The 25,891-nt window shown below is 68.3% G+C and carries 25 protein-coding genes; 13 read left to right on the top strand and 12 right to left on the bottom strand.

Features of this window, described 5'->3' with window-relative positions:
- Positions 1–5 precede the first annotated feature (5 nt).
- The 8 genes from C566_RS0114145 (at position 6) to C566_RS21525 (ending at position 8,835) form a co-directional block, all read left to right on the top strand.
- A complete protein-coding gene (locus tag C566_RS0114145) occupies positions 6–1,184 on the top strand; it encodes a PEP/pyruvate-binding domain-containing protein (protein ID WP_018775006.1) in 1,179 nt (392 codons plus the stop codon).
- Between the two features lie 68 nt (positions 1,185–1,252).
- On the top strand, positions 1,253–3,139 hold the full coding sequence (locus C566_RS0114140; protein WP_018775005.1) for a PEP-utilizing enzyme: 1,887 nt from the start codon (positions 1,253–1,255) through the stop codon (positions 3,137–3,139).
- A gap of 7 nt (positions 3,140–3,146) precedes the next feature.
- Positions 3,147–3,935, top strand: coding sequence for an SDR family NAD(P)-dependent oxidoreductase (locus C566_RS0114135; RefSeq protein ID WP_231386365.1), 789 nt, complete (start codon positions 3,147–3,149; stop codon positions 3,933–3,935).
- Between the two features lie 61 nt (positions 3,936–3,996).
- Positions 3,997–4,317, top strand: coding sequence for a 2Fe-2S iron-sulfur cluster-binding protein (locus tag C566_RS0114130; RefSeq protein WP_018775003.1), 321 nt, complete (start codon positions 3,997–3,999; stop codon positions 4,315–4,317).
- 2 nt (positions 4,318–4,319) lie between these two features.
- Positions 4,320–5,645: an NAD(P)/FAD-dependent oxidoreductase gene (locus tag C566_RS0114125; RefSeq protein WP_018775002.1), complete on the top strand. Its 1,326-nt coding sequence runs from the start codon at positions 4,320–4,322 to the stop codon at positions 5,643–5,645.
- Between the two features lie 31 nt (positions 5,646–5,676).
- Positions 5,677–6,435, top strand: a complete 759-nt coding sequence (locus tag C566_RS0114120) for an HD domain-containing protein (protein ID WP_018775001.1) — start codon at positions 5,677–5,679, stop codon at positions 6,433–6,435.
- Positions 6,432–8,015, top strand: a complete 1,584-nt coding sequence (locus C566_RS0114115) for an aldehyde dehydrogenase family protein (RefSeq protein ID WP_018775000.1) — start codon at positions 6,432–6,434, stop codon at positions 8,013–8,015. Before C566_RS0114120 ends, C566_RS0114115 begins: the two co-directional genes overlap by 4 nt.
- A gap of 400 nt (positions 8,016–8,415) precedes the next feature.
- Entirely contained in the window at positions 8,416–8,835 is a 420-nt protein-coding gene (locus C566_RS21525) for a DUF7793 family protein (protein ID WP_196802376.1), read from the top strand.
- 19 nt (positions 8,836–8,854) lie between these two features.
- On the opposite strand, the gene C566_RS0114105 is transcribed toward C566_RS21525, so the two are convergent.
- Positions 8,855–9,751: a helix-turn-helix transcriptional regulator gene (locus C566_RS0114105; RefSeq protein WP_018774998.1), complete on the bottom strand. Its 897-nt coding sequence runs from the start codon at positions 9,749–9,751 to the stop codon at positions 8,855–8,857.
- Between the two features lie 145 nt (positions 9,752–9,896).
- On the opposite strand from C566_RS0114105, the gene C566_RS0114100 reads away from it, so the two are divergent.
- Complete coding sequence (locus tag C566_RS0114100; RefSeq protein WP_018774997.1) at positions 9,897–10,940, top strand: NAD(P)-dependent alcohol dehydrogenase; 1,044 nt, start codon at positions 9,897–9,899, stop codon at positions 10,938–10,940.
- Between the two features lie 21 nt (positions 10,941–10,961).
- Here C566_RS0114100 and C566_RS21520 read toward each other — a convergent pair whose 3' ends face one another.
- Entirely contained in the window at positions 10,962–11,411 is a 450-nt protein-coding gene (locus C566_RS21520) for a hypothetical protein (RefSeq protein ID WP_155846880.1), read from the bottom strand.
- A gap of 231 nt (positions 11,412–11,642) precedes the next feature.
- Positions 11,643–11,963: a GYD domain-containing protein gene (locus C566_RS0114090; protein ID WP_018774995.1), complete on the bottom strand. Its 321-nt coding sequence runs from the start codon at positions 11,961–11,963 to the stop codon at positions 11,643–11,645.
- A gap of 226 nt (positions 11,964–12,189) precedes the next feature.
- On the opposite strand from C566_RS0114090, the gene C566_RS0114085 reads away from it, so the two are divergent.
- On the top strand, positions 12,190–12,519 hold the full coding sequence (locus tag C566_RS0114085; protein ID WP_018774994.1) for an antibiotic biosynthesis monooxygenase family protein: 330 nt from the start codon (positions 12,190–12,192) through the stop codon (positions 12,517–12,519).
- A 50-nt stretch (positions 12,520–12,569) separates the two neighbouring features.
- Here the strand turns inward: C566_RS0114085 and C566_RS0114080 are convergent, their stop codons facing one another.
- Together C566_RS0114080 and C566_RS0114075 are read right to left on the bottom strand one after the other, a co-directional pair.
- A complete protein-coding gene (locus C566_RS0114080; RefSeq protein WP_018774993.1) occupies positions 12,570–13,172 on the bottom strand; it encodes a DUF6919 domain-containing protein in 603 nt (200 codons plus the stop codon).
- Positions 13,173–13,712, bottom strand: a complete 540-nt coding sequence (locus C566_RS0114075) for an SRPBCC family protein (RefSeq protein ID WP_018774992.1) — start codon at positions 13,710–13,712, stop codon at positions 13,173–13,175.
- A gap of 283 nt (positions 13,713–13,995) precedes the next feature.
- On the opposite strand from C566_RS0114075, the gene C566_RS0114070 reads away from it, so the two are divergent.
- Complete coding sequence (locus C566_RS0114070; RefSeq protein ID WP_026266701.1) at positions 13,996–14,979, top strand: ABC transporter substrate-binding protein; 984 nt, start codon at positions 13,996–13,998, stop codon at positions 14,977–14,979.
- Positions 14,980–15,219: 240 nt separating this feature from the next.
- Here C566_RS0114070 and C566_RS0114065 read toward each other — a convergent pair whose 3' ends face one another.
- Genes C566_RS0114065 through C566_RS0114035 form a run of 7 tightly spaced genes read right to left on the bottom strand, consistent with a single transcriptional unit; the run spans position 15,220 to position 22,927 of the window.
- A complete protein-coding gene (locus C566_RS0114065; protein WP_018774990.1) occupies positions 15,220–16,698 on the bottom strand; it encodes an NtaA/DmoA family FMN-dependent monooxygenase in 1,479 nt (492 codons plus the stop codon).
- A gap of 10 nt (positions 16,699–16,708) precedes the next feature.
- The gene (locus tag C566_RS0114060; RefSeq protein ID WP_018774989.1) at positions 16,709–17,869 is read right to left on the bottom strand and encodes an LLM class flavin-dependent oxidoreductase; all 1,161 of its coding nucleotides are present in this window, start codon (positions 17,867–17,869) and stop codon (positions 16,709–16,711) included.
- Positions 17,866–18,786 carry a DUF1684 domain-containing protein gene (locus C566_RS0114055; RefSeq protein WP_018774988.1) on the bottom strand — a complete coding sequence of 307 codons (921 nt, stop codon included), beginning with the start codon at positions 18,784–18,786 and terminating at the stop codon, positions 17,866–17,868. Before C566_RS0114055 ends, C566_RS0114060 begins: the two co-directional genes overlap by 4 nt.
- A complete protein-coding gene (locus C566_RS0114050; protein ID WP_018774987.1) occupies positions 18,770–19,930 on the bottom strand; it encodes an LLM class flavin-dependent oxidoreductase in 1,161 nt (386 codons plus the stop codon). Before C566_RS0114050 ends, C566_RS0114055 begins: the two co-directional genes overlap by 17 nt.
- Positions 19,927–20,979, bottom strand: coding sequence for a transporter substrate-binding domain-containing protein (locus C566_RS0114045; RefSeq protein WP_018774986.1), 1,053 nt, complete (start codon positions 20,977–20,979; stop codon positions 19,927–19,929). Before C566_RS0114045 ends, C566_RS0114050 begins: the two co-directional genes overlap by 4 nt.
- Before the next feature lie 11 nt (positions 20,980–20,990).
- Positions 20,991–21,851, bottom strand: coding sequence for an amino acid ABC transporter ATP-binding protein (locus tag C566_RS0114040; protein ID WP_018774985.1), 861 nt, complete (start codon positions 21,849–21,851; stop codon positions 20,991–20,993).
- Positions 21,848–22,927: an amino acid ABC transporter permease gene (locus C566_RS0114035; RefSeq protein ID WP_026266700.1), complete on the bottom strand. Its 1,080-nt coding sequence runs from the start codon at positions 22,925–22,927 to the stop codon at positions 21,848–21,850. Before C566_RS0114035 ends, C566_RS0114040 begins: the two co-directional genes overlap by 4 nt.
- A gap of 240 nt (positions 22,928–23,167) precedes the next feature.
- Between C566_RS0114035 and C566_RS0114030 the strand changes: the two genes are divergently transcribed.
- Both C566_RS0114030 and C566_RS0114025 read left to right on the top strand, forming a co-directional pair.
- Positions 23,168–25,171 carry an FAD/NAD(P)-binding protein gene (locus C566_RS0114030; protein ID WP_018774983.1) on the top strand — a complete coding sequence of 668 codons (2,004 nt, stop codon included), beginning with the start codon at positions 23,168–23,170 and terminating at the stop codon, positions 25,169–25,171.
- Complete coding sequence (locus tag C566_RS0114025; protein ID WP_018774982.1) at positions 25,168–25,758, top strand: GNAT family N-acetyltransferase; 591 nt, start codon at positions 25,168–25,170, stop codon at positions 25,756–25,758. Before C566_RS0114030 ends, C566_RS0114025 begins: the two co-directional genes overlap by 4 nt.
- The last annotated feature ends 133 nt before the right edge of the window (positions 25,759–25,891 follow it).

Genomic DNA, 25,891 nt, shown 5'->3' with positions numbered 1-25,891 from the left:
GAAATATGCACAGCAACGAATACATCCAGTTCTTCGACGGCGGCATCGAACCGAAGCTCGAAAACCTTGGCGGCAAGGGCGCCTCCCTGGTCACCATGACCTCCGCCGGCATGCCCGTCCCGCCCGGCTTCGTGGTCACGACGGCCCAGTTCGACGCCTTTATCGAGGAAGCCGGCATCACCCGGGACATCCACGAGCTCCTGGCCGGGCTGGACCCCGAGGACATGGGCCAGGTGGACAAGGTCTCCGCCGCGATCCGCGAGGACATCCGTTCCCGCCCGGTGCCGCCGGCCCTGCGCGAGCTCACGGTCACGGCCTACGAGTCCCTGATGTCCCGCTTCGATGCTCCCGTCCCGGTGGCCGTCCGCTCCAGCGCCACCGCCGAGGACCTGCCGGACGCCTCTTTCGCCGGCCAGCAGGACACCTACCTCTGGCTCGACGGCGTCAAGGCCGTCACCGAACACATCCGCCAGTGCTGGGCCTCGCTCTTCACCTCCCGCGCCATCATCTACCGGCTCAAGAACAACATCCCCAACGAAGGCCTCTCGATGGCCGTCGTGGTCCAGAAGATGGTCAACGCCCGCGTCTCCGGCGTCGCGATCACCATGGATCCCACCAACGGCGACCGCTCCAAGATCACCATCGACTCGTCCTACGGGGTGGGCGAGATGGTGGTCTCCGGCCAGGTCACCCCGGACAACATCATGCTGGACAAGGTCACCCTGACCGTCATCTCCGAACACCTCGGCGATAAGCACGCCGAACTCGTCCCGGACGCCGTCGCCGGCCGCCTGGTGGAGCGGGAGGTCGACGCCGAACGCCGCGGCCGCCGCAGCCTCAGCGACGCCGAGCTCACCGCCGTCGCGCAGATGGCCAAGCGCGCGGAGAAGCACTACAAATGCCCGCAGGACATCGAATGGGCCCTCGACACGGACCTGCCCGACGGCGACAACCTGCTCCTTCTGCAGTCCCGTCCGGAAACCGTGCATTCCTCAAAGCCGGTTGTCCCGTCCTCGGCATCCGCCGGCGGCTACTTCAGCGGACTCAGCCCCGCAGGCTCTTCAGCCACATCCGCTTCCACGACGGCGCCGGCCAGCTCCACGCCGTCGTCCACCGGGCCGTCGTCCTCCAGCAGCTTCAACCTTGGCAGCATCACAGCCTCCCTGCTGAAGCCCTCCTTCTAAGAAGTTTTGACCCGCTAGTCCGCTTCGTCACCCAGGCTCAACGCCGAGCCCGAATTGAAAGGACCGCCATGTCCCTGAAGTCCTTCCCCAAGCCCTCCGAGCTTCCGGTTCCCGCCGGGGCCGAGGGCTGGGAAAAGATCTACCCGTACTATCTGGTCTTCCAGGACAAGCTCAAGGAGCAGGAGGATGCCAAGTTCTGGTTCTGCGACAGCCAGCACTGGCCCACCGTGTTCAAGCCCTTCGAGACCATCGGCGGCGAGTTCGCGGTCAAGTGCCTGGGCCAGTACAACGCCCGGCACCTGATGATCCCCAACGCCAACGGCATCGAGTTCCGTGTCCACCTGGGCTACCTCTACATGTCGCCCATTCCGGTACCGGAGGGCCAGATCGCGGCCCGCGTGCCCCTGTTCGAACAGCGCGTGGGCCATTACTTCCAGAACTGGGACCAGCTCCTCAAGCAGTGGCACGTCAAGGTCAAGGGCACCATCGACGAGATGGAAACCATCTCCTTCCCCAAGCTCCCGGACATGGTCCCCATGGAGGACATCCTCTCCGGCAAGGGCAAGGACGGCTCCGAGAAGCTGTTGGAAAGCTACGACCGGCTGATCCAGCTGGCCTACCAGAACTGGCAGTACCACTTCGAGTTCCTCAACCTCGGCTACATCGCCTACCTGGACTTCTTCAACTTCTGCAAGCAGGTCTTCCCCAACATCCCGGACCAGTCCATCGCCACCATGGTGCAGGGCGTGGACATGGAGCTCTTCCGCCCGGATGACGAACTCAAGCAGCTCGCCAAGCTCGCTGTCGAACTGGGGCTTCAGCCGAATTTTGGCAACACCGACGACGTCGACGTCACCCTAGGCGCCATCGCCGCAGCCCCGGGCGGGGACCGCTGGGTGGCCCAGTACGAGGGCGCCAAGGACCCATGGTTCAACTTCACGGTGGGCAACGGCTTCTACGGCCACGACAAGTACTGGAACGAACACCAGGAAATCCCGCTCGGCTACATCGCGGACTACATCCGCCGCGTCGACGAGGGGCAGGAAATCATGCGCCCGGTGGAAGCCCTGATCACCGAACGTGACCGCATCATCGAGGAATACCGGGACCTGCTGGAAGGCGAAAACCAGGCCCTCTTCGACGCCAAGCGCGGACTCGCCGCCACCGCCTACCCGTACGTGGAAAACCACAACTTCTACATTGAGCACTGGACCATGGGCGTCTTCTGGCGCAAGATCCGCGAGCTCAGCCGCATGATGCAGGCCGAGGGTTTCTGGACCGAGCCGGACGACCTCCTGTACCTGGGTCGCAACGAGGTCCGCGACGCGCTGTTCGACCTCGTCACCGGCTGGGGCGTCGGCGCCAAGCCGATCGGCCCGGACTACTGGCCGGCCGAGATCGAGCGCCGCCGCGGAATCGTGGACGCGCTTAAGACCGCCCGGCCGGCCCCGGCACTGAACACCCCGCCGGAATCCATCACCGAACCCTTCACCCGGATGCTCTGGGGCATCACCACCGAGCAGGTCCAGCAGTGGCTGGGCGCCGGCGAAGCGGTGGAAGGCGGCGGCCTGCGCGGCATGGCGGCCTCTCCCGGCGTTGTCGAGGGCCTGGCCCGTGTCATCACCGACGCGGACCAGCTCTCCGAGGTGCAGCAGGGGGAGATCCTGGTCGCCACCGTCACCGCGCCGTCCTGGGGCCCGATCTTCGGCAAAATCAAGGCCACGGTTACGGACATCGGCGGCATGATGAGCCACGCCGCCATCGTCTGCCGCGAATACGGCCTCCCGGCCGTGACCGGAACCGGCTCGGCCTCCACCACGATCAAGACCGGCCAGCGCCTGCGGGTGGACGGCACCAAGGGAACGGTCCAGATCCTCGACGCGCTGATTCCCGATGCCGGGGAGCCGGAGCTGCAGGTCACCGGACCCGGGGCGCACAGCCACAGCCATGTCTGATCCGAACATGCCAGCTTCAAATATGCCTGCTGCGGAATATGTCGGGGCGGACCGGCCCGCCCGCACCGTCCTGATCACCGGTGCCGCCGGCGGGCTGGGCCGGGCGTTCGCGCTCGGCTTCGCCCGCCGCGGCTACCGGGTGGCGGTAGCGGACGTCAACCTCGAGGGTGCGGAGGAAACCGCCAAGCTGGTCCTGGACACCGGGGCCGAGGCGGCAGCCTTCCACGCCGACGTCACCAGCGTCGACTCCACCGAGATCCTCGCGAAAAGCTGCGCAGACTTCGGCAACGGGAGCATCGACGTCGTGCTCAATAACGCGGCGGTGTATGCGGGGGTAACCCGGAGCCCGTTCGAGGACATCGACCCGGCCGAATGGGACCTGGTGATGAACGTGAACCTCAAGGGACCCTGGCTCGTGACCCGGGCAGCAAGCCCGTACCTGCCCGAGGGCGGGCGCGTCGTCAACCTCTCCAGCGCCACGATCTTCAGCGGCTCCGAACAGTGGCTGCACTACGTCGCCTCCAAGGGCGGGGTGGTGGCGCTGACCCGGGTGATGGCCAAGGAACTGGGCCGGCGGGGAATCACGGTCAACGCGATCGCCCCCGGCTTCACCCTCACCGAGGCCAGCTACGGGCTGATGGAGAACGCCGAGAACTACGGTGTGGACCGCGGCGCCATCAAGCGGGCCAGCCAGCCGGAGGACATCGTGGGCGCGGCACTCTTCCTGGCCGGGCCGGACAGTTCCTATTACACGGGCCAGACCATGGTGGTCGACGGCGGCCGCCAGTTCATCTGACTCTGTCCTATCTGCCAACTTTCCGACTTCTACCCCGACTTCAACCCCCCAAGGAGGACCAATGCCAACGGTTCATTTCACCGACGCCGAGGGCGCTGTCCGTGACGTCCAGGGCAACTCCGGCGACTCCGTCATGGAGACCGCGGTGCGCAACGGCGTCCCCGGCATCGTCGCAGAGTGCGGCGGCTCGCTGTCCTGCGCCACCTGCCACGTCTTCGTCCGCGACGACTGCCTCACGCAGCTCCCGCCGATGGAGGACATGGAGGACGAGATGCTCTACGGCACTGCCGTGGACCGCGAGGACAACTCGCGGCTGTCCTGCCAGCTCCGCCTCACGGACGGGCTCGAACTGTTCGTCACAACCCCGGAAACCCAGGTGTAGCCGTGAGCACCAACGCGGTTGAGAACGCGGCCCCCGCAGCGGCCGCCGAGGACGCAACGCCGTCGGGCACCCCGTCCCGGACGGGACTGCTGATCATCGGGGCGAGCCAGTCCGGCGTCCAGCTCGCTGTATCCCTGCGGGCTCTCGGCTTTGACGAGCACATTACTTTGCTCGGCGACGAGGACCACCGCCCCTACCAGCGCCCGGCCCTGTCCAAGGAGTTCCTGCAAGGCACGGTGGAGAGCGAGTCGCTGATCTTCCGCTCCAACGAGTACTGGGCCGAACACAATGTGGATCTGGTGAAAGGCGAATACATTGTCCGAATCGACAGGGAAGCGGACGGCTCCGGGGTCGCACATTCCTCCTCCGGCAAGCAGTTCCCCTTCAAGCGTCTGGCCCTCACCGTGGGCGCCCGGGCCCGGAAGCTGGAAATCGAGGGCGGAGACCTCGACGGCGTCCTGTACCTGCGCAACGCCGACGACGCCCTGGCGCTCAAGGCACGGGTGGGGGACGCGCACGATGTGGTGGTGATCGGAGGCGGTTTCATTGGCCTCGAAGCCGCCTCCAGCCTGCAGAAGATGGGCAAGAATGTCACGGTCCTGGAGTTCGGACCCCGCTTGGTGGGCCGCGCCGTCGGCGAGGAAACGGCCGAGTACTTCCTGCAGGCGCACCGCTCCCGCGGCCTGGACATCCGGCTCAGCACCAGCGCGGCGCGCTTTAGGGCGGACGACGGCGGCGCTGTAGTTTCCGGCGTCGAACTCCAGGACGGCACCGTGCTGCCCGCGCAGATCGTGCTGATCGGGATCGGCGTCATCCCCAACACCCAGCTGGCCGAACAGCTCGGCCTGACGGTTGACAACGGAATCGTGGTGGACCGCTTCGCGCTGGCCTCGGACGGCACCACGGTGGCGATCGGCGACTGCGCCAACATGCCCAACCCGGTGCCCGGCTCCGCGCCGGGGGAGCGGATCCGGCTGGAAAGCGTCAACAACGCGATCGAGCACGCCAAGGTGGCCGCCTACTCGCTCACCGGCCGGCGCGAGGAATACGCCGGCATCCCGTGGTTCTGGTCCAACCAGGCGGACCTCAAGCTGCAGATCGCCGGACTGTGCAACGGCTACGACCAGACCGTCCTCCGGCGGGACGAGGAACGCGGAAAATTCAGCGTCCTCTACTACCGCCAGGGCCAGGTCATCGCCGCGGACTGCGTCAACGCGCCGCTGGACTTCATGGCCGTGAAAAACGCCCTGGCCAAGGGCCAGAACATCCCTGCCGAGGCTGCCGCCGATCCGGCGACACCCCTCAAGACGATCACGACGGACAGCTAGCCCCGCGGCTGGCCGCCCCCGAAGGAGCATTATGACCACCCCCAAGACCCCGGTTGCCGACGCCGGCGGCGGCGCATCCGGGACTACTGTCGCCGCCGTTGCCCACCCGGCGGCAGAAGCGTTTGCCGCGGCGTACCCGGTCCGGCCCGTTCCGGCGACGGGACCGGTGGAGACGTCCCCGATCGCGACGACGCCGGCCGCGCTCGAGGAACTCGACCCGCTGTGGCGCGCCGTGGTGCACGAGACCCGCACCCGCGGCAACGACATCCACCTGCCGATCTCGCTCGCCTTCGCCGAGCGGCTCTGCCGGGCCTACCCCGACGCCGACGCAGAGCTCGTCCGCGTGGCCACGCTGTTGCATGACACCGGCTGGGCCCACGTGGACGAATCCCGGATCATCTCCGAGGGCTTCGCCGGCGACTGGCGCAAGGCCGCGATACGTTACGAACACGAAAAGCAGGGCTGCGAGGTGGCCCGCCGGGTCCTCCCCGGGCTGGGCTACTCGCCTGAGTTCGTGGAGCGTGTCTGCGACATCATCGACGGCCACGACACCCGCCCCGTGGCCCACTCGCTGGAGGACGCGCTGATGCGGGATGCGGACCGGCTGTGGCGCTTCGACCAGGCCGGGATCGCGCTGGCCTCCTCCTGGTTCGGGATGGACCCGGCCACATACACGGACAGGCTGGCCGCGGAAATCGTGCCCGAACTCATCACCCAGGCCGCCCACGACATGGCCGTCGCGGATCTGGCCCGGTCCACCGCCCTGCTCAAGACGGCGGTGATCCGATGACCTCCGCTACGCACCACGGAGGGACCTCCGCCGGCACGCCTGCCGGGACGCCGGCGCCGGGGAAGGCGGCGCCCCCGTCGTCCGTTCCCGCTCTGGCCGCACGCGCCGCGCTGATCCTGCCGCACACCCACGTGGACAGCCTCTTCATCGATGGAGCCTGGACGCCGGCCCGCGGCACCGGCCGCAACCCGGTCACCGACCCCGCCACCGGCGAAGTCTGGGGCTCCGTCCCGGACGGAACGCTGGAGGACGTGGATGCCGCCGTCGACTCCGCCCGGCGCGCCTTCCAAGGCGAATGGCCGCGGCTCGCGCCCTCCGAACGGGCCGCTTATCTTCTGCGCATCGCCGAGGAAGTGGAGAAACGTGCCGGGGAACTATCCCTCACCAACACGCGGGAGAACGGCTCGCCCGTCTCCGAATCCTCCGGGGCGGCAGCGAACGCCGCGGGCATCTTCCGCTACTTCGCCACGCTCGCCGGCCACCTGGAGCGCGACGACGTGCGCGCCTTCCCGCGCGGCGGCGGTGAATCCGTAGTGCGGCGGGACCCGCTCGGCGTGTGCGCTCTGATCGCGCCCTGGAACTTCCCCATCAATCTAGTGGTCATCAAACTGGCCCCCGCGCTGCTGGCCGGCTGCACCGTGGTGATCAAGCCGGCGTCCCCCACGCCGCTGTCCCTCCGGGTGATCATCGACGCCGTCGCCGCTGCCGGAGTTCCGGCCGGCGTGGTCAACCTCGTCACCGGCTCCGGCCGGCTGGGCGACGCGCTGGTGAAGCACCCCGGCGTGGACAAGGTGGCCTTCACGGGTTCAACGCCGGTGGGGCGGAAGATCGCCGCCGCCTGCGGAGAACTGCTGCGGCCCGTCACCCTGGAACTCGGCGGAAAGTCGAGCGCGATCGTGATGCCGGACGCCGATCTGGACGCCATGTCCAAGGTCCTGATCCGTTCGTCCATGCGCAACACGGGGCAGACCTGTTACATCTCCACCCGCATCCTTGCCCCGGCGAGCCGCTACGAGGAAGTGGTGGACATGGTGACCGCCACCATCGCTGCCGGAACGCAGGGCGACCCGCTGGATCCCGGAACGGTGTTCGGCCCGTGCGCCACGGAATCGCAGTACCGGACCGTGCTGGAGTACGTGGAGTCGGGACTGGCCGAAGGCGCCCGCGCCACCACCGGAGGCCGGGCGGCGACCCTGGGCGGCGGTCTCGAAGGCGGGTACTTCGTGGAACCAACCGTGTTCGCCGACGTCACGCCGGAAATGAGGATTTCCCGCGAGGAGATCTTCGGCCCGGTGATCTGCATCCTGAAGTACGACGACGCCGACGGCAGTGTTGATGAGGCCGTTGCGCTGGCGAACAACACCGAGTTCGGTCTGGGCGGGCTGGTATTCGGGCAGGACCCGGCCGCGGCGCTGGCCGTCGCGGACCGGATGGACACAGGCTCGGTGGGCATCAATTTCTTTGCCTCCAACCATGCGGCACCGTTCGGCGGCCGGCACGACTCCGGCCTAGGGACCGAGTACGGCATCGAGGGCCTGAACGCCTACCTGAGCTACAAATCGATCCACCGGAAGGCCTGATCCAGAAGCCATTGGCGCCGCGACGGGACCGCGGAATGACCGGGACCGCGCCGCGACGGGACCGCGGGACATGCCCTCCTCTGGTGTAGAGGGATGGACATAAGCCCACTAGGTCCATTCCTGGGCCGCGCAGTGGGGCATGTCCATTCCAGGAGGGGGACATGTCCCGCGGGGGAAGCGGCAAGGGACATGCTCATTGCCTGGCAGCATCGGAGAGCAGGTCCGAGATAAGAATCCACGCTGCACGGGACATGCTCCTTGCCGGGCAGCGCCGGAGAGCAGGTCCCGCGCGGGCACGAGGGCGGGCGGGAGGAAGCAGGCGTCAGGCTCTGTTGCGGTCCGCCACGCGCACCGGGCCCCAAACCCCTGGCTTGTCAGGCCCGGCCCTACAATGGTCTCGATGATGCCAGGACATATAGCAGCTGCTGACGGAAAGAACGTGCTGAGCGTCAGCGCGGGCATCATCACATCCGTCTGGCAGCCGGGCACGTTTGTTGATGTCGACGATGCCAGGGACGCGATGCTGGCCGTAGCGCAGATCAGCGGCGGAATACCGATGCCGATGCTCTCCGAAATGACGGACGTGGAGATCAGCGCGGCCGCCAGGTACGAGTTCGCGCAGACAACAGGGGTTCTGGCGATTGCCGTGCTTGGATCCAGCACAGTGGATCGTGTGATTGCGGCGGCCATGAGCCGGCACACCCGCTACCCCCACGAATTCTTCACTTCCCGGGACGACGCCATGGCCTGGCTGAACAACTTCACCTCCAGCGGCGGCCAGCCCGGGGGATACACGGACGGCATTTCCGCCCTGGCGTGACAGTGCCGGCCCGCTCCGGTTAGGCCTTGTCCACCGTAGTCGTGGCGGCCTCGGCCTCCTTGACCTGCCGGTTGGTCGCGGCCCAGCTGGCCAGCAGCCGCAGCGCATCTTCCGACGCGGAGCCGGGCTCGGCGTTGTAGACCAGCAGGGACAGCCCGGCGTCGGCGGAGACGTCCATGGCCTCGTACATCAGATGGAGATCCCCGACCACCGGGTGGTGCAAGTGCTTGAGCCCGGTGTAGTGCTGGCGCACGTTATGCGCCGCCCACAGGGTGCGGAATTCCTCGCTCCGCGTCGATAGTTCACCGACCAGGTCGGTCAGGCCGCGGTCGTAGGGGTCCCGGCCGGCCTCGGTGCGCAGGATCGCGACGGTGTCGCTCGCCGCGCGGTCCCAATCCGGGTAGAAGCTGCGCGAGCGGGCGTCCAGGAAGATGAACCGGGCATGGTTGGCCGGGCGGGCCGGACCCGCATACATGTCCGAATACAGGGCATAACCCAGCGGGTTGGCCGCAAGGACGTCCATGCGTCCGTTCCGCACAAAGGCGGGCGCGTTGGTGATGGCGTTCAGCGTCAGCTGCACGCTGCGGCGGACGGACTCCGCGGGACGGGGACGACGGCGGGTCCGGCTGCCCGGGGCCGCCGCACGGGCCAGATCGAAGAGGTGGGCCCGTTCGGCGTCGTCGAGTTGCAGGGCCTTTGCCACGGCGTCCAGAACTCCCTCCGAAACGCCGGACAGGTTTCCCCGCTCCAGCCTCGTGTAATACTCGACGCTGACGCCGGCCAGCATGGCGACTTCCCCGCGGCGCAGGCCCGGCACCCGGCGTTTCGCGCCGTACACCGGCAGTCCCGACTCCTCGGGGGTGATCTTGGCCCGGCGCGAGGCAAGGAACTCGCGGGTCGCCTCTCGATTATCCATGCCATCAACGTTAGGCCCTGGGGCTCCGTGAGGGAGGCCCTGCCAGTACCCCTATCAGCAGGGACTCCCTCACGGCTGCGATACCGGGTTTGATGGATGGTGTTCCGTTGAACAACCCCCCAACGATCAACAAGCAGGAGATTCATTGCTTACCGTCAACGCTTACGCATCACCGTCCGCGACCGAGCCGCTCGGCCTCACCACCATCGAGCGCCGCGACGTGGGACCGCACGATGTCCTGATCGAGATCAAGTACGCAGGGATCTGCCATTCGGATATCCACACCGTCCGCGGCGACTGGGGCCAGCAGACCTATCCGCTGGTTCCCGGTCATGAAATTGCCGGCATTGTCACCGAGGTCGGCACGGCCGTGACCAAGCACGCCGTCGGCGACCGGGTCGGCGTCGGCTGCATGGTCAATTCCTGCGGCGAGTGCGTCAACTGCCAGGCCGGCGAGGAACAGTACTGCCTCGCCGGGAACACCGGCACCTACGGCGCCGTCGACCGTGACGGCACCATCACCCAGGGCGGCTACTCCACGCACGTCGTCGTGACCGAGGATTTCGTGGTCACCATTCCCGAGGGCCTCGAGCTCGACGTCGCCGCGCCGCTGCTGTGCGCGGGGATCACCACCTACTCGCCGCTGAACCACTGGGGCGCGGGTCCCGGCAAGAAGGTCGCGATCGTCGGACTGGGCGGACTGGGCCACATGGCCGTCAAGATCGCACACGCCATGGGCGCCGAGGTCACGGTCCTGTCGCAGTCGCTGAAGAAGCAGGAAGACGGGCTGAAGCTTGGCGCGGACCACTACTACGCCACGAGCGACGAAAACACCTTCACGGACCTTGCCGGCACTTTTGATCTGATCATCAACACGGTCAGTGCCGCGATCGACATCAGCTCCTACCTGCAGCTGCTGACCCTCGACGGCGCATTGGTCAACGTCGGCGCGCCCGCGGAACCGCTCCCGGTGAACGCGTTTGCCCTGATCATGGGCCGCCGTTCCTTCGCCGGCTCGATGATCGGCGGCATCCGCGAAACCCAGGAAATGCTCAACTTCTGCGCCGAGCACGGCCTGGGCGCCGAGATCGAGGTCATCCCGGCCGCGAAGATCAACGACGCCTACGAGCGCGTCCTGGCCTCCGACGTCCGCTACCGCTTCGTGATCGACACCGCGACCCTGAACTAGGACGCCGCACGGGGATCCGGACTAGGATCCCGGCCCGGCCGGAACGAGCCAGAAGCCGGCAACTTCGCCGGCGGCGGGGTCGGTGCCGGGCCGGAATCCCTGAATCTGGACTGGTCCGGCCCCTAGGTCGACCCGCGTTGTTGCAGCTGCTCCGCACTCGAGGTTCATCTCCGCCCTGCCCCCGCCCCGGAGGCCGTCCTGGGACACCGTCAGGAACGCGTTCGGTGCGCCGGTGCAGGCCGCGGTGAGCGTGTAGGTTCCCTGCGGCACCGCTGCGGCCGAGTGGCGGAACCCGCTGCCGCCAATCCCGCCCGTTCCGCCGAGGACGAGCCCGTCAGGCCGGGTGCCGAGGACTGCTTGCAGCTCGCCCAGATTGCGCTGCTCGGCCTCGGCGAGAGCCGGGTTTACCGGCGCGGGTGGCGGCGGGGCCTGCCGCGACGCCACCGCGGGGGCCGCCGTCGGATCTGACACGTCATCGGTGTATTCACACCCGGCCAGGCCCGCTCCCGCGCCGGCCACAGCCAACAGCAGCGCGGTACCGCGCGCCCAGGGTCTTCCCCCGCGGAGTGGACTGCACAGTGACCTGCGCAGTGACCCGCCCAGTGACTTGCTCAGTGACATGCCCCGAGCCTACTGGCAGAGACTCGGGCACGCGCGTAGCCGCGTGCCGTGATCCGGCCATTCGCGGCCGGTGTTCTTGATCTATTGCCCCGGTGCCCGATACGACGGCGTCTTCTTGGCTGCCGCGTCGAGATCCTCGGCTGACATGAGCGGTTTCAGGTGCAGGTTCACGGCACCGGTGGAATTGATCATCAGGGACAGGGCCACGGCGTTGGCCTGGTCGGGGATATCGAAGACCCCGACGACGTCCGTCTCGCCGAAGGCGTAATAAAAGCTTTCGAGTGAGCCGTCCACCGACTTGAGGGCCTCGACAACAGCATCACGCCGCTTGGTGCCGCCTTCACGCATGAGTCCCTTGATGCCGTCGCCAACGTAGTTCGCTTCGAACAGATATTTGCTCATCGTTTTTCCTATCCTGTGTACGCCCAGGACATCGGCATCCGAACATGTGCCCGCTCCCAACGATGGAAGGTCCGAGGCTGGCCCCAGAGTGGGGTCTGCCCACATGCTAGGCCTTCTACTCCACCCATACAACGGTTCATTTGCGGCCACAACCGCGCTCCGGGCAATCGGCACTACCGCCGGCCGGAGGACAGGAACATAATCGGCGTATCAACCCGTACGGACAATGGAGGCGATCGACGTGTCTGTTTATACGCTCGGAATCTGGCTGGTGCATCCCGGCCGCGAGAACGATTTTGTGCAGGCCTGGCGGGATCTGGCCAGGAAGACGAAGGAAGACTTTCCCAACGCCAAAGCCGTGCTGATGCACGATCGCGACGTCAAAAACCGGTTCATCAGCACCGGCCCGTGGGAGTCCCTGGAACAGATTGAGCAGTGGCGGGACTCTGCCCTGTTCAAGCAGGGCGTCGAGGCGATGAAGGACATGCTGGAGCATTACGAGGCGCGCACCTTGGACGAGGCCGCCAGCATCGGCTGGGACGCGACTGATATGTGAATTTCCCGGGACCGGGTCGCCGGCGGCTGCGCGGCGCGGGTTCCCGCCGGCTATTCGGCCTGCAGCGCCTCAAGTACGGCAGCCAACAGGACATCGTTCCGGCCCCAGACGGGATCGAAGATTTCCACGTACCAGGCGTCCGCCAGGACCAGGGCCAAGGTCTCGTTGGTCTCTGCCGCCCAGTCCCTGAGCTGGTCTTCCCCAACAGGCCCCTCGCTGCTGCCGAGCAGGGTTGCGACGTCGTCGTCCTGTACGGTTACCGGGATGGAGACGCTGCTCGCCTCACCGGGGTCGTGGACGACCGTAACCAGGCTGGTCCGAGCTGACAGCGTCAGCAGCGTCGACGCCGTATCCGGGCCGCAGAAGGCTGTCACGTAGGCGCGCTGCGCGAGGCCTCCGGCCTGAACGCCCGGCTGCGATTCCTTGGTGAAGAGCCCGTTGCGGTTGAGCCGGGCGAGGTCTCCGGCGATGGCCGCGGTCTCCTCGTCGAACCCGGGCGCGAAGACTCCCGGCTGGTATTGGCTGTTGCCCTCCAGCCAGCGGGCGGTCAGTTCGCCGGCCGCCGGGATGGTGGAGGCCTGCCGCCAGACTTCGCGGTCCGCGAGAAGCCGGCCGAAGCTGTCCCGTTCCGTCGTGAACCTGGCCTCTGACATTTAGGCCTCCTGTGCTGTGGGGTGCGGGGTGGACTGCGCTGTGGACTGGGGGGTGGGGTGCGCCTGCGGGGCGTGGTGCTGCAGGAGCACGGACAACCGTTCGCAGCTGATCCGTAGCGCCTCCAGTTCACGCCGGCTGTAGTCCTCGATGATCGCACGGATCCGCTCGGTGAGGTGCTCGTCGTCGACCTCGAACTCGTGGTTCAGCGTGACCACGGAGAGCCCGTCAGCCGGCCGGATCTCCCAGTCGCCGCCGAGCTCCCGGAACGGGGGTTCGAGGTTTAGCTGGTGGAACTCGGCGCGGAGGCTGGCGGTGTCAAAGACGCGCCAGCAGTGGCTTGAACTGAGTGAGCCGTTGGACACCACGGACGTGCGCAGCTCGTGCCCGGCGTCGTCGCCGCTGACGCGCTCCGAGTACACCGTCAAGCCGTCGAGGTAGGGCCAGTGCGAGGCGTCGCGCAGCATGCTGAAGACAAGGTCCGCCGGGGCGTTGATGCCGAGCCGGTCCGTGGTCCGGTGCGTTTGCTGGTGCGTGCTCACTGACAAGTTCACCCCTCCTGTGTCGTGCTGTCACCTTGCAGGTCTTCTATGCAGGCTAGGCCAGTTGCGGCCTGCCGTGAACAATTCCGTCCCGTCGCGTCACGCAGGGCAATCTTCGGTAACACAGGGCATCCGCAGGCCGCGTCCGCGGACGCCGGATGAACGGGTGTTAACGCCTGTATCCCTTGGTTTCACCCGGTTTCACGGCGCTTTGACCGGCTTTCCCGTGCCCCGGATAGTTGCTGGCACCAGCACCAATTCAGTCCACTCTCAAGGGGAGAACATGTCCAGTCTTTCGTTTAAATCAGGCGCCGCGGTCGCGTTGGCGGCTACCACTGTCCTGGGTCTGGCGGCCTGCTCCGATCCCGGCGCCGCTGCTGCCGGCGGCCCGTCGTCGGCGGCGTCGTCGTCCTCCGGTGTGAAGCAGTTCAACCTCTCTCCGCAGCAGGACCGCGTGAAGGCCGCGGTGGATGCCGCGGCCGCCGCGCTCGTCCCGGAGGCCATTAAGAAGGACGGGAAGCTGACCGTGGCGGTCAGCCCGTTTGCGGCGCCGCTGGCCGTTTACGCCACCGACAACAAGACCCCGGTGGGCAACGAGGTGGATATCGCCGTCGCACTGGCCCAGTCCCTGGGCCTGGAGGCGGACATTGTCCCGACGGCCTGGGCCGACTGGCCGCTCGGCGTCGATTCGGGCAAGTACGAGGCTGTGCTGTCCAACGTCACCGTCACGGAGGAGCGCAAGCTCAAGTTCGACTTCGCCAGCTACCGTGAGGACAAGCTCGGCTTCTACGCCAAGGCGGACAGCAGCATCACCAAGGTCGAGTCGGCGCCGGACGTGGCGGGCAAGCGCGTGATCGTCGGCTCCGGCACCAACCAGGAGGCAATCTTGCTGCGCTGGGATGAGGAAAACAAGAAAAACGGCCTCAAGCCCGTGGAGTTCCAGTATTACGACGACGACTCCGCGTCCCAGCTTGCCGTCCAGTCCGGACGGGCGGACCTGACGTTCGGCCCCAACGCCACGGCAGCCTACAAGGCGGCTTCGGACGCCAAGACCAAGCTCGTGGGCCTGGTCGACGGCGGCTGGCCGCTGAAGGCCAGCATCGCCGTCACCACCAAGAAGGACAACGGGTTTGCCGCCGCGGCGCAGGCCGGACTGAACCACCTGATCCAGGACGGCAACTACGCCAAGATCCTGGACCGCTGGGGGTTGTCCGCGGAAGCCGTCGCGAAGTCGGAGCTGAACCCGGCGGGCCTGCCGAAGAAATAGCCCCGCCGCCTGAAACGCCACTACCTGAAACGTCGATTGCTCCGTAACTGCCCTTCTGGCGGCCGAAAACGGCGGCTACGGAGCAATCGATGGGGTCGGGCAGAGGGAATCCCCGCCGGAATATCTCCGGCGGGGATTCTTAGTTGCTGCCTGGTGTTGCATGCCTGGACGGTCGATTGCTCCATAACTGCCCTTCTGCGGCTCGAATAGGGCGGCTACGGAGCAATCGATGGTGATTTCCTAGGCTCGTGCCGTGACGGAACCGGCGTCGGCGCCTGCCCCGCCTGCCCCGGCGGCCTCGATGCCTGCCCCGGCGCCGGCCTCGACAGCGACCCCGGGGTTCGCACGCACCGGGGTGGCCAGGCCGAGGTTCTCCCGCAGCGTACTGCCCGCGTACTCCGTGGGGTACACGCCGCGCTCCTGCAGTTCCGGCACGAGGTGGTTGACGATGTCGTCGAGGCCGGACGGGATGAGCCACGGCGAGATGTTGAATCCGTCGACGGCGCCGGTCCGGGCATACTCGCTGAGCCGGTCCGCGACCTCGGTGTACGAGCCGGTGAAGGTGGAGTCGCCCCGGCTGGTCTTGGCCGAGACGAACTGACAGATGGACAGGCCCTTCTCCTTGGCCTCGGCCCGCCACTGGTCGGCCAGCTGGCGTGCCTTGGCGCCGTGGAAGCCGCTGCCGCGGGTTTCGGAGGTTTCTTCCACCACGGGGTCGATGTCCGGCAGCGGGCCGTCGGGGTCGTAGCCCTGCAGCTCCCGGCCCCAGAACTGTTCGAGGTACGCGATGGCCTGCTGCGGGCCGATCTGCAGGCTGCGGACCCAGGCCTTCTTCTCGAGGGCCTCCCGCGGCGTGGCGGCGAGGATGAACTCGCTGGCGGGCATGATTTTCACGTCCTGGGCGCCGCGGCCGGCCCGGAGGGTGCGCTCCACGATGTCGCGGCGGAACTCCAGGGCGTCATCGAGCTGCGGGTGCGCGGAAAAAATGACGTCCGCCTGCCGGGCGGCGAAGTCCCTGCCCTCGGGCGAATCCCCGGCCTGGAACAGCACCGGCCGGTACTGGGCGCTGCGCGGCAGCCGCGGGGTGACGTCGACGGTGTAGTGCCGGCCGGTGTGGCGCACCCGCCGGACCGCGCCCTCCGCCGACCACCGCTCGGCGGAGGCTGAGCCCGCGACGGCGCCGTCCTCCCACGCGTCCCAGATCCGCTTGGCGGTTTCCACGAAGGCCTCGGCGTGGGTGTACCGGTCGGCGTGGTCCAGGTAACCGCCGCGGCGGAAGTTGGCGCCGGTCCAGGCGTTGTCTGTGGTGACGATGTTCCAGGCCGCGCGGCCGCCGGAGAGCAGATCCAGGGTGGAGAGCCGGTGAGCCAGGTCTGCGGGGTCGTTGTACGTGGTGTTCTGGGTTGCGACCAGCCCGATCCTGGTGGTCACCGCGGCCAAGGCGGCGAGGGCGGTCTGCGCGTCGGGACGGCCGGCGACGTCGAGCGCGTGCGGGCGGCCAAGATGCTCGCGCAGCCGCAAGCCTTCGCCGAGGAAGAACGCCGCGAACAGGCCGCGCTCGGCGGTTTGGGCGACGCGCCGGAACGATTCGAAATCGGTCTGGGAGCCGGACTCGGCCGTCTTCCAGACAGTTCCGGAGTTGACGCCCTGAAAGAACACGCCAAGCTGGAGCTGGCCGGACGGCGTGAATTCGGCGGCGGGGTGGGTGCTGTGGCTCATGGTGGGCTCCTTAGTTTTCCGCGCCGGGGGCGCTGGGTGCGGCGGCGTAGCGGCTGGCCGGCCGCGCCAGCCCGAGCTGATCGCGGAACGTGGCGTCCGGGATGGTGGGGGCGAGGAGCCCGCGCCGGCGCAGTTCGGGCAGCACCAGCTGGGTCAGTTCCTCAAGATCCGTGTCCAGCACGGCGGGGTGCAGGCGCACGCCGTCGGCCCAGGCCAGCACTTCGGTGAGCAGCTCGGTAAGCCCGGCAGCCGAACCGATGAACCGGGCACGCGGGCTCTGCCACGCGGTGTGCCCGTTCAGCCCGGCCAGCCGCTCAGCGGCGGCCTGGCCGCGGGAGTCCAGCACGACGTCGAGCTCGGCGATCAGCGCGGGCCCATTCCCGCCGGCGGCGAGTCCTGCGCGCGTCGCCGCGAGCTCGGCGGCCAGGAGCTCGGGCGTCGGGGCTGAGACCAGCAGCGCGTCGGCCGCCCCTGCCGCGATGGCCTCCGGCGGGAGGAGCCCGGCCGGGGCAAGGACAGGCAGTTGGCCCTGGGGCGGCCGCGGAATGATCGACGGACCTTTGACGGAGTAGCTGCTGTTTTCGGCGTCGATGTAATGCAGCTTGTCGACGTCGAGGTAGCGCCCGGTGGGGACGTCGCGGATCACGGCGTCGTCCTCCCATGAGTCCCAGAGCCTGCGGCTGACCTCGATCGAATCGGCGGCCTCGCGGGAGAGCCGGTCCCCGCGCACGGTGTCGCGGCCGACGGCGGCGGCATCGGCCGCGCTTGGTGAGGCGGCTACCAGCCAGCCGGCCCGGCCGCCGGAGACGTAGTCCAGGCTGGCCAGCTGGGTAGCGATGTGGAATGGCTCGGTGTAGACGGTGTCCACTTCCGGAATCAGTGCGAGGGAGCGGGTCACGGGGCCGGCGAACGCGGCGCGCTGCAGGGCGTTGAGCCGGGCCGCGGCGTCCGGGTGTCCGGGGTCCGGCAGGCCGGGGTCGGAAAACGTCACCGCGTGAAACCCGGCGGACTCGGCGGCGAGCACGGCGCCGCGGAGGTGTTCCGGGCCCAGAACGGCTGCCGGGGCTGTGCGGGAAACCCGCCACGCGGCCGGATGGCTGCCGGCGCCGTCGAGCTCCAGCAGAAGGATGCCGTGTCCCAGGGGCCCGTCCTGGGCGGGATGGGTGCTCATGATGCGTCCTGTCGTTCGTAGGGGATCTGTTCGCCGGCCTCGATGGGCACCGGCAGGCGGTTCTCTGCCGGCGGCAGCGGGCACGTGGCGAGGTCCGTGTAGGCGCACGGCAGGTTCACCGCCCGGTTGAAGTCGAGCCAGACCGTGCCGTCGGGGCCCGGTGCCGGGACGGTGAGCGAGCGGTTGGCCGCGTAGGTGCTCTTGCCCGACGTCGCGTCCGTGAAAAGCACCGACAGCGTGCCCGGAGCGTGGCCGTTGAACGCGGTGAGGCTCAGGTCCTCACCGCGGAGCCGGAAGCGGATTTCCCCCGGGGCCTCGTAGACGTGGTGGATTCCTTCGACGGCCGCGCCCACCGTCGTGGGCCGCGGTTCGGCGAACGGCACGAATATTCCCGAGATTGCATATTCGATGCTGGGGGCATAGGCGGGGGTGCCGCGGTAGCCGGTGAGCAGCGGGTTCAGGGGATGCCGCGGACGCACGACATAGCGGCCGCCCCGCTTGGCGAGCTCGATCACGGTATGGCCGGCGCCGGCATCCTCGACACGCAGGTTCAGGCCTTCGCGTTCGGGGATCGGGCCGAGGAACACGGTGGCTCCGGTCCCGTCGGCGTTCAGTCCCTGCCCGTCGCGAAGGACGCGTTCGCCTGCCCCCAAAGCCAGGCGGACGATGTCGTCCTCGACGCTCCAGATGCCCGGCGCACCATCCAGCCGGGCGGGCGAGGAATCGAGCCAGTGCAGGTGGGTGACGGCGAGGAAGCCGTGGGGATCTGCGCGGTGGCGTTCGTGCGCCGCATGCCAGTCCGCCCAGGCGGCTTCGAATTCCCGGTCGGGGCGGCGGTCGGGACTGGTCCGGTGGGCGGGAGCGCCGGTGCCCGGGGTGCGGCCAGCGTTCGTGGACGTTTCAGTGGGTGCGGACATAGGAGCTCCTGTGGTGGTTGTGGTCGGCTGTGACGCGGGCGGCGGCGTCGGCTTCAGTGGAGCCGGCGGACTCCGGCCGGCTGGCGTAGGGGTCGCCGTCGGCCCACAGGGTGGTGGGCGCGGCGGCGCGGACGGCCGGAATGACTTCCAGGGCGAAGCGCTCCAGGATTTCGAGCTGCTGGGCGAAGGGCAGCGTGGTGGGCAGCGAGATGGACTGCAGGTCGTGGCCGTAGAGCGCGTGGTAGCTGAGGATCTTGTCGATCACCTGCTCCGGGCTGCCCACCAGGGCCGGGCCGTCGGCGACGGCGTGGTCGATGTCGCGGTAGGGCGAGTTGTTGCCGGGAACGTTCCGGCCGGTCGTGAGGGCCTCGTAGACCGGGCCGAACTGCCGCTTGGCCTCCTGTGTGGTGTCCGCGATGAACACCCCGCCCGCGCCCGATCCGGAGCCCAGGTACTGGTGCCGGGGATCGTGGCCGTGGCGGTCGTATTCCTCGCGGTAGTGGTCAATGAGCAGCTTGTAGTTTTCCCGCGGCTGGATCGCGTTGGCCGTAAACAGCGGATCGCCCCACTGCGCTGCCAGTGCCGCCGAGGCCAGGCTGGTGGCGGAACCGTGCCAGACCCGCGGCGCCCCGGAGAACGGCCGCGGCGTGGTGGTGGTGGGCTCGGTCAGTGCCGTGCGGAACCTCCCGGACCACGTGAGGTTTTCCTCGGTCCAGAGCCGGCGGAGCAGGGCGTACTTCTCGGCGAGGAGCTCCCACTGGTCCGCCAGGTCCAGGCCGAACAGCGGGTACTGCAGCACTTCATTGCCCTTGCCGATCACCAGTTCCAGCCGGCCGCGGCTCAGCTGGTCGATCGTGGCGTAGTCCTCCGCGACCCGCACCGGGTCCAGCACGGACAGCACCGTCACGCCGCTCTGCAGCCGGATCCGGGTGCTCACGGCGGCGATGGCGGCGAGCACGGTGGTGGGGGAGGAGGAGATGAACTCGCCTGCGTGGCGTTCGCCTACCGAGAAGCTGTCGTAGCCGAGGTCCTCTGCCCGGCGCGCGGTCTCCACCACCTGGTTGAGCCGGTCCGCGGTGGAGACGATCTCCCCGGTGACCGGGTTCTTCAGGTGCGGGATGATGTCGAGGACCTGGAACCTCACTGTGTTTTCCCTGTCTGCGTTTTCCCTGTAGGGGCGGTCCCGAAGTTGGCTTCAGTGACGGTCTTCGACTCGGGAAGGGCTTCCTCGGAGAGTCCCCAGCGGTCCAGGACCTTGGCGTAGGAGCCGTCCTTGATCGCGGAGTTCAGGGCGTCCGTGATGGCCGGGGCCAGGCCGTTGCCCTTGAGCGTGGTCGCCGCGACGAGGGTTTCGGACGGCCAGCCGGCATTGACCTTGCCCACCACCTTGAGGTCCTCGCGGGTGTTTTCCCGGTAGGTGACGGACGGGTAGGGCGCGAGGTTCAGATCCGTGCGGCCGGAGGACAGGGCCAGGATGGTGTCGGCGTCGGAGGAGTAGTACTGCAGTACTGCGGGCGCCTTGCCCTTGGCCTCGAGCTCCTTGTTCCAGGCGATCAGGATCTTCTCCTGGTTGGTGCCCGAGCCCACCGAGATCTTCAGCCCGGAGATGTCATCGGAGCCCTTGATGTCGTAGCTGGAGCTTTTCTTGGCCTCGAAGCCCATGTATGCGGCGCGGTAGCTGGAGAAGTCGAAGAGCTTCACGCGGGCGGCGTTGATGCCCACATTCGAGAACACGGCCTCGAAGTCGCCGGACTGGGTCTTCAGCGGCCAGTTCTCCCAGGAGGTCACCTGGATGTCCAGGTCCAGGCCCAGCTTGTCCGCTACCAGCTGGGCCAGGTCCACCTCGACGCCGATCGGGGTCTTGTCGTCCGTGGCGTGGAAGGACAGCGGAATGGCGCCCGCCGTCGTCGCGACGGTCAGCTTGCCGTCCTTGCCGATCAGCGCGGGGACCTTCGCGGCCAGGGCCGCGTCCTTCTCGGCCCGGATGCGCTGCTGGTCCGGCGAGGTGTTGTAGACGACGCCGTTGCGCGCCGCCGTCGTCGCCGGCTGTCCGCCTGCGGCCGCGGAGGCGCCGGGATCAGAGCAGGCACTCAGCGCCATGGTGCCGGAAAGGGCGCCGATGAGGACGACGGCGGGAAGCGACGCAGGCTTGCGCCGGGGGCCAGTACTGGGGCGGGCGGAGCTGGATGCCATGGGGGTGTTCCTTAGATGTTGAAAGCGGGTTCGATGACTTTGGAGAAGAAGCTCCGGGTGCGTTCTTCGCGCGGGTTGGTGAAAATCTCCCGGGGTGTGCCTTGCTCGATGATCTGGCCCTGGTCCATGAACACCACCGTGTCGGCGACGTCGCGGGCGAAGCCCATCTCATGCGTGACGATGATCAGCGTGGTGCCGGACTTGGCCAGCTCGCGGATGACGTCGAGGACCTCGTTGACCAGTTCCGGGTCCAGGGCCGAGGTGGGCTCGTCGAAGAGCAGGATTTTGGGGTCCAGGGCAAGCGCCCGGGCGATCGCCACGCGCTGCTGCTGGCCGCCGGACAACTGGCGCGGGTAGGCACCGGCGCGGTCCTTCAGGCCCACCCGGTCCAGCAGTTCCAGCCCGCGTTCGCGGGCCTCGGCCTTGGAGAGCCGGGGCTTTCCGGCCCGCGGCGCGACGATCGGTGCCTCGGTGACGTTTTCCAGCGCGGTCAGATGCGGGAAGAGGTTGAAGTTCTGGAACACCATGCCGATCTCGGTGCGCTGCTTCAGGATTTCCTTTTCGCGCAACTCGTGGAGCCGGCGCCCGCGGACCTCGTAGCCCACCAGCGTGCCGTCAATCGCGATGAACCCGGCGTCGACCTTTTCGAGGTGGTTGATGGTGCGCAGGAGGGTGGATTTGCCGGACCCGGACGGGCCGACGATCACGGCGACACCGCCGGGCTCGACCGTCAGCGTGATGCCCTTGAGGACTTCCGCGGCGCCGAAGAACTTGCGGACCTTGGTGATCTCGACCAGGCCGCGGGTGGATTCGGCGTCTGTGGCGGCGGCCGCGGGCGGGGTTTGGGCGGCTGGGCGGAGTGCGGTGCTCATCGGGTGCCCCTTTCCTGGCTTGTTTCCCGGGTGGCGGGCGTATGGATGGCGAGGAATTTGCGGGCCTTCTGCAGCGGTGTCAGGGGCAGCGTGCGGACGGCGCCCTTGGAGTAGTGGCGCTCGATGTAGTACTGGAACACGCTCAGGACCGAGGTGATGACGACGTACCAGAGCGTGGCCACGAGTAGCAGCGGCAGGACCTGCTGGGTCCGGTTGTAGATGACCTGGACGGTGTAGAACAGCTCGGAATAGGCCAGGACGTAAACGATCGAGGTGCCCTTGACCAGGCCGATCACCTCGTTGAAGGCGGTGGGCAGGATGGCGCGCATGGCCTGGGGCAGGACGATCCTTGTGGAACGCCGCCAGGCCGGAATGCCCAGGGCGGTTGCGGCCTCGAGCTGGCCCTGGTCCACGGAGAGGATGCCGCCGCGGATGATCTCGGCGGAGTAGGCGGCCTGGTTCAGGGTCAGGCCGAGGACCGCCGCGGCGAACTGGCTGATCAGGGTGGTGGTCTGCGCCTCGAAGAAGCGCACGTCCGTGAAGGGGAGCCCCAGGCTGATTTTCTCGTAGAGGTAGCCCAGGTTGTACCAGAGCAGCATCTGCACCAGCAGCGGCGTGGACCGGAAAATCCAGGAGAAGGTCCAGGAGACGGAGACCAGCAGCGGGGACGCGGAGAGCCGCATCAGGGCCAGGATGAACCCCAGGATGAAGCCGAGCGCCCCGGAGATCGCCGTCAGCTTGAGGGTCTCCAGCAGGCCGTTCACAATCGACTGCGCGGTGAACCATTGCGCCACCACGCCCCATTCCCAGCGCGGGTTGGTGGCCAGGGACCAGGCGATGCCGGCCACGCCCACGGCGACGACGGCGGTGCCCACCCAGCGCCACGGGTGGCGGGCCGGGACCAGCCGGTAGTCGGCGTAGTCGGTTGCGGCCTTGCGGCCCGCCGAACCGGTACCGGCGGGTGCAGTCTCGCCGCCAGGTACGGCCCCGGCCGGTGCGGTCTCGGGTGCGGATTCGATGCCGGCGGACGCCGGCTCCGGGGCGGACTGTGCCACCGGGGTTGCTGTTGAACTCATGCGCCACCTCGCTTCTTCCAGTTGCTGTGGGGTAGTTGGCTGCCAATCTAGGGGCCGCCGAAATCGCCCGGCAAGGCGCCGAGTTGCATGCGTTCACGCGGGTTCGCACTGCGTCACACGACGAATTCTTGCCTCGATTTACGCCGGGTTACGCGGGGTGAACGGCCGTGAACGGCGCCTCGACCGGCTCCAATTCGGGTGCCTAGCATGAGGGCTCCGCACCCGACCCAGGAGTCCGTCATGCCAGTGAATGCCCCATCCGTGGTCCTCATCGGCGGCGGCCCGCGCACGGCCGGGCTGCTGGAACGCCTCGCCGCCAACCGGCCGGAGCTGCTCGCCGGCGCGCTCCAGATCCACGTCGTGGAGCCGCACACCCCGGGCGCCGGCAGGATCTGGCGCTACGAGCAGCATCCCGGGCTGATGCTCAACTCCGCCGCGGCGGACGTCACGATGTTCACGGATGCCTCTGTCCAGTGCGAGGGACCCGCGATCGACGGGCCCGGCCTGGCAGAGTGGGCCGCCGGGATCCTGGACGGGTCCATCGCGGACGTCCCGGAGCTCCCGCAGGAACTGCGGCGCCAGCTGGCAGCCCTCACCGGCGCCACCTTCCCCACCCGGCAGCTGCAAAGTGCCTACCTGGAATGGTTCTTCCGCCGCTCCGTCGCCGCCCTCGGACCGGACACCACCGTCACCGTGCACCGGGACACGGCGTCCGCCGTCGAGCCGGTGCAGCATGAAGCGGAACGGGGTCCGGAACGCTACCGCGTCCGGCTGGCCGGTGGCGCGGTGCTGCACGCCGACGTCGTCGTCGCCTCCCTGGGCCACACCGATGCGCTGCCGGACCAGGAGTCCGCCGCCTGGGCCGGTTTTGCCGCCCGGCACGGCGCGTTCCACGCGGCGCCCAGCTACACCACCGACGTCGACTATTCACCCCTCGCCGCCGGCCAGGACGTGATTGTCTCCGGCATGGGCCTGGCCTTCGTGGACCTGCTGGTCCTGCTCATGGAGGGCCGCGGCGGCAGGTTCGAGGAACTGCCCGACGGCGCCCTGCGCTACCTGCCCTCCGGAGCCGAGCCGCGGCTGTGGGCCGGGTCCCGCCGCGGTGTGCCCTACCACTCCAAGATCACATCCGCCCTGCGCGGCGATGCTGCGGGGGATCCGGCGTTCTTCACCGCAGACGCCGTCGCGGCGCTGCTGGAGGTGCCGGGCGAACTGGACTTCCGCGCCCAGCTGTGGCCGCTGATCGCCAAGGACGCCGGTTACGCGTACTACCGCGAGCTGTTCACCGGCTACCCCGGGCGGGTCCGGATGGGCTGGCAGGAATTCGCCGAACGGTTCGCCGCCGCGGACTGGTACAGCCAGGACCGCCGGCGGCTGGTCTCCGAGTCCGTCCCTGACACAGGGCTCCACCTGGACCTCGAACGGCTGGACCGTCCGTTCGCAGACCGCGTTTTCGCCGGCCCCGCGGACTTTCAGGCCGCGGTGGCAGCGCACATTGGCCGCGACCTTGAGCTGCGCACCGGACCGGACCATTCGGAAACCCTGGCCCTGTTCACTTCCCTGCTCCGGTCCTACATGGACCTGGGCCGGCTGGTGCCAGCCGAGCGGCTCAACGCGCGGTCGCAGCAGGAGGTCCAGGGCTGGTGGCACGGCTTCTTCAGCTTCGTCGATTCCGGGCCGCCGCCGCGCAGGCTGCGGGAAATGCTGGCGATCCACCGGGCCGGGCTGCTGCAGTTCATTGGCCCGGGGCTGGAAATCGAGGCCGCGGAGTACTCGGGCCGGTTTGTCGCCCGCTCGGCCCAGTCCGGGATCACCGTGTCGGCGCCGGCCCTGATCGAGGCCCGGCTCCCGGCGCCGTCGGTGGCCCGTTCCGCGAACCCGCTGCTGCGCCAGCTGCACACCTCCGGTCTCGGCACGGAGCAGCAGCTCCTGACCGCGGACGGCACGCACGCGACCGGACGGCTCCTGGTGTCCGACCGCAACGAGCTCATCAGCCCGGTGGGCGAGCGGCGCGAGCGGCTGTTCGGCGTCGGGCCCGGCACCTCCGGCTGGGGCGCGGGCGCCTTCGCCCGGCCCCGCAGCAACGCCGCGCCGTTCCGTGAAAATGACGCCCTGGCCCGGCGCATCCTGAACCTGCTGGCGGACCCCATCAACGCTCAGGCGGACAACAGCCAGGCCAACATCGATTCAGCGGACGCCAGCCAGGCCGTGCCGCAGGCAGCCGCCGGAAAGGACCCGTCATGACCCCTGCACCACTGCACACCCCGCCCGTTGACACCCGGTCGGTGGGTGCCCGGGCTTTGGACAAGTCCAGGCTGACGGTCCTGAACCTTCCCATGAGCGATCCCAGGGTCCGTCCGCTCCTGGATGAGCTCGCGCTCGAATACGACACCCGCTACGGCAACCTTTTCGGCCGGGGAGCCGCCGCGGAGGAACTCAACCGCTACCCTGCCGAGGAATTCGCCGCGCCGGGCGGTGCCCTGTTGATCGTGCGCGAGAACGGCGAGTCCGTGGCCGGCGGCGCTTTCCGCCGGCACGGCCCGCAGACCGCCGAGTTCAAGCGGATCTGGACGCATTCGGCGCATCGGCGCCGCGGACTGGCCCGGTTTGTCCTCGCCGAGCTGGAAGCCCTGGCCGGCCGCCGCGGCTACCGGAAGGTCTACCTGACCACCGGCCCGCGCCAGCCGGAGGCGAAACACCTCTACCTGAGCACCGGTTACGAGGCACAGTTCGACCTCTCCGCCGACCCGGAAACAATCGGGCCACTGGCATTCACCAAGAACCTGCCCACCGCAAACCCCACCCCCAAACACCAACGCGGGGTCACTTAGCGCCCATCCGGGGCGGCGCGACCGGCGCTAAGTGACCCCGCGTTGCTTGACCGGTGCTTCGGGCTAGAGTTCACCCAGGGGGTCTGCCCTACAACAACGTTTTCATGAGCCGCCGCGGACCCGGCGGAGAAGC

The sequence above is a fragment of the Arthrobacter sp. 131MFCol6.1 genome (assembly GCF_000374925.1).
Classification (GTDB): domain Bacteria; phylum Actinomycetota; class Actinomycetes; order Actinomycetales; family Micrococcaceae; genus Arthrobacter.
Note: the sequence above shows the minus strand (reverse complement) of the source record. Positions and strands in the feature narration are given on the sequence as shown.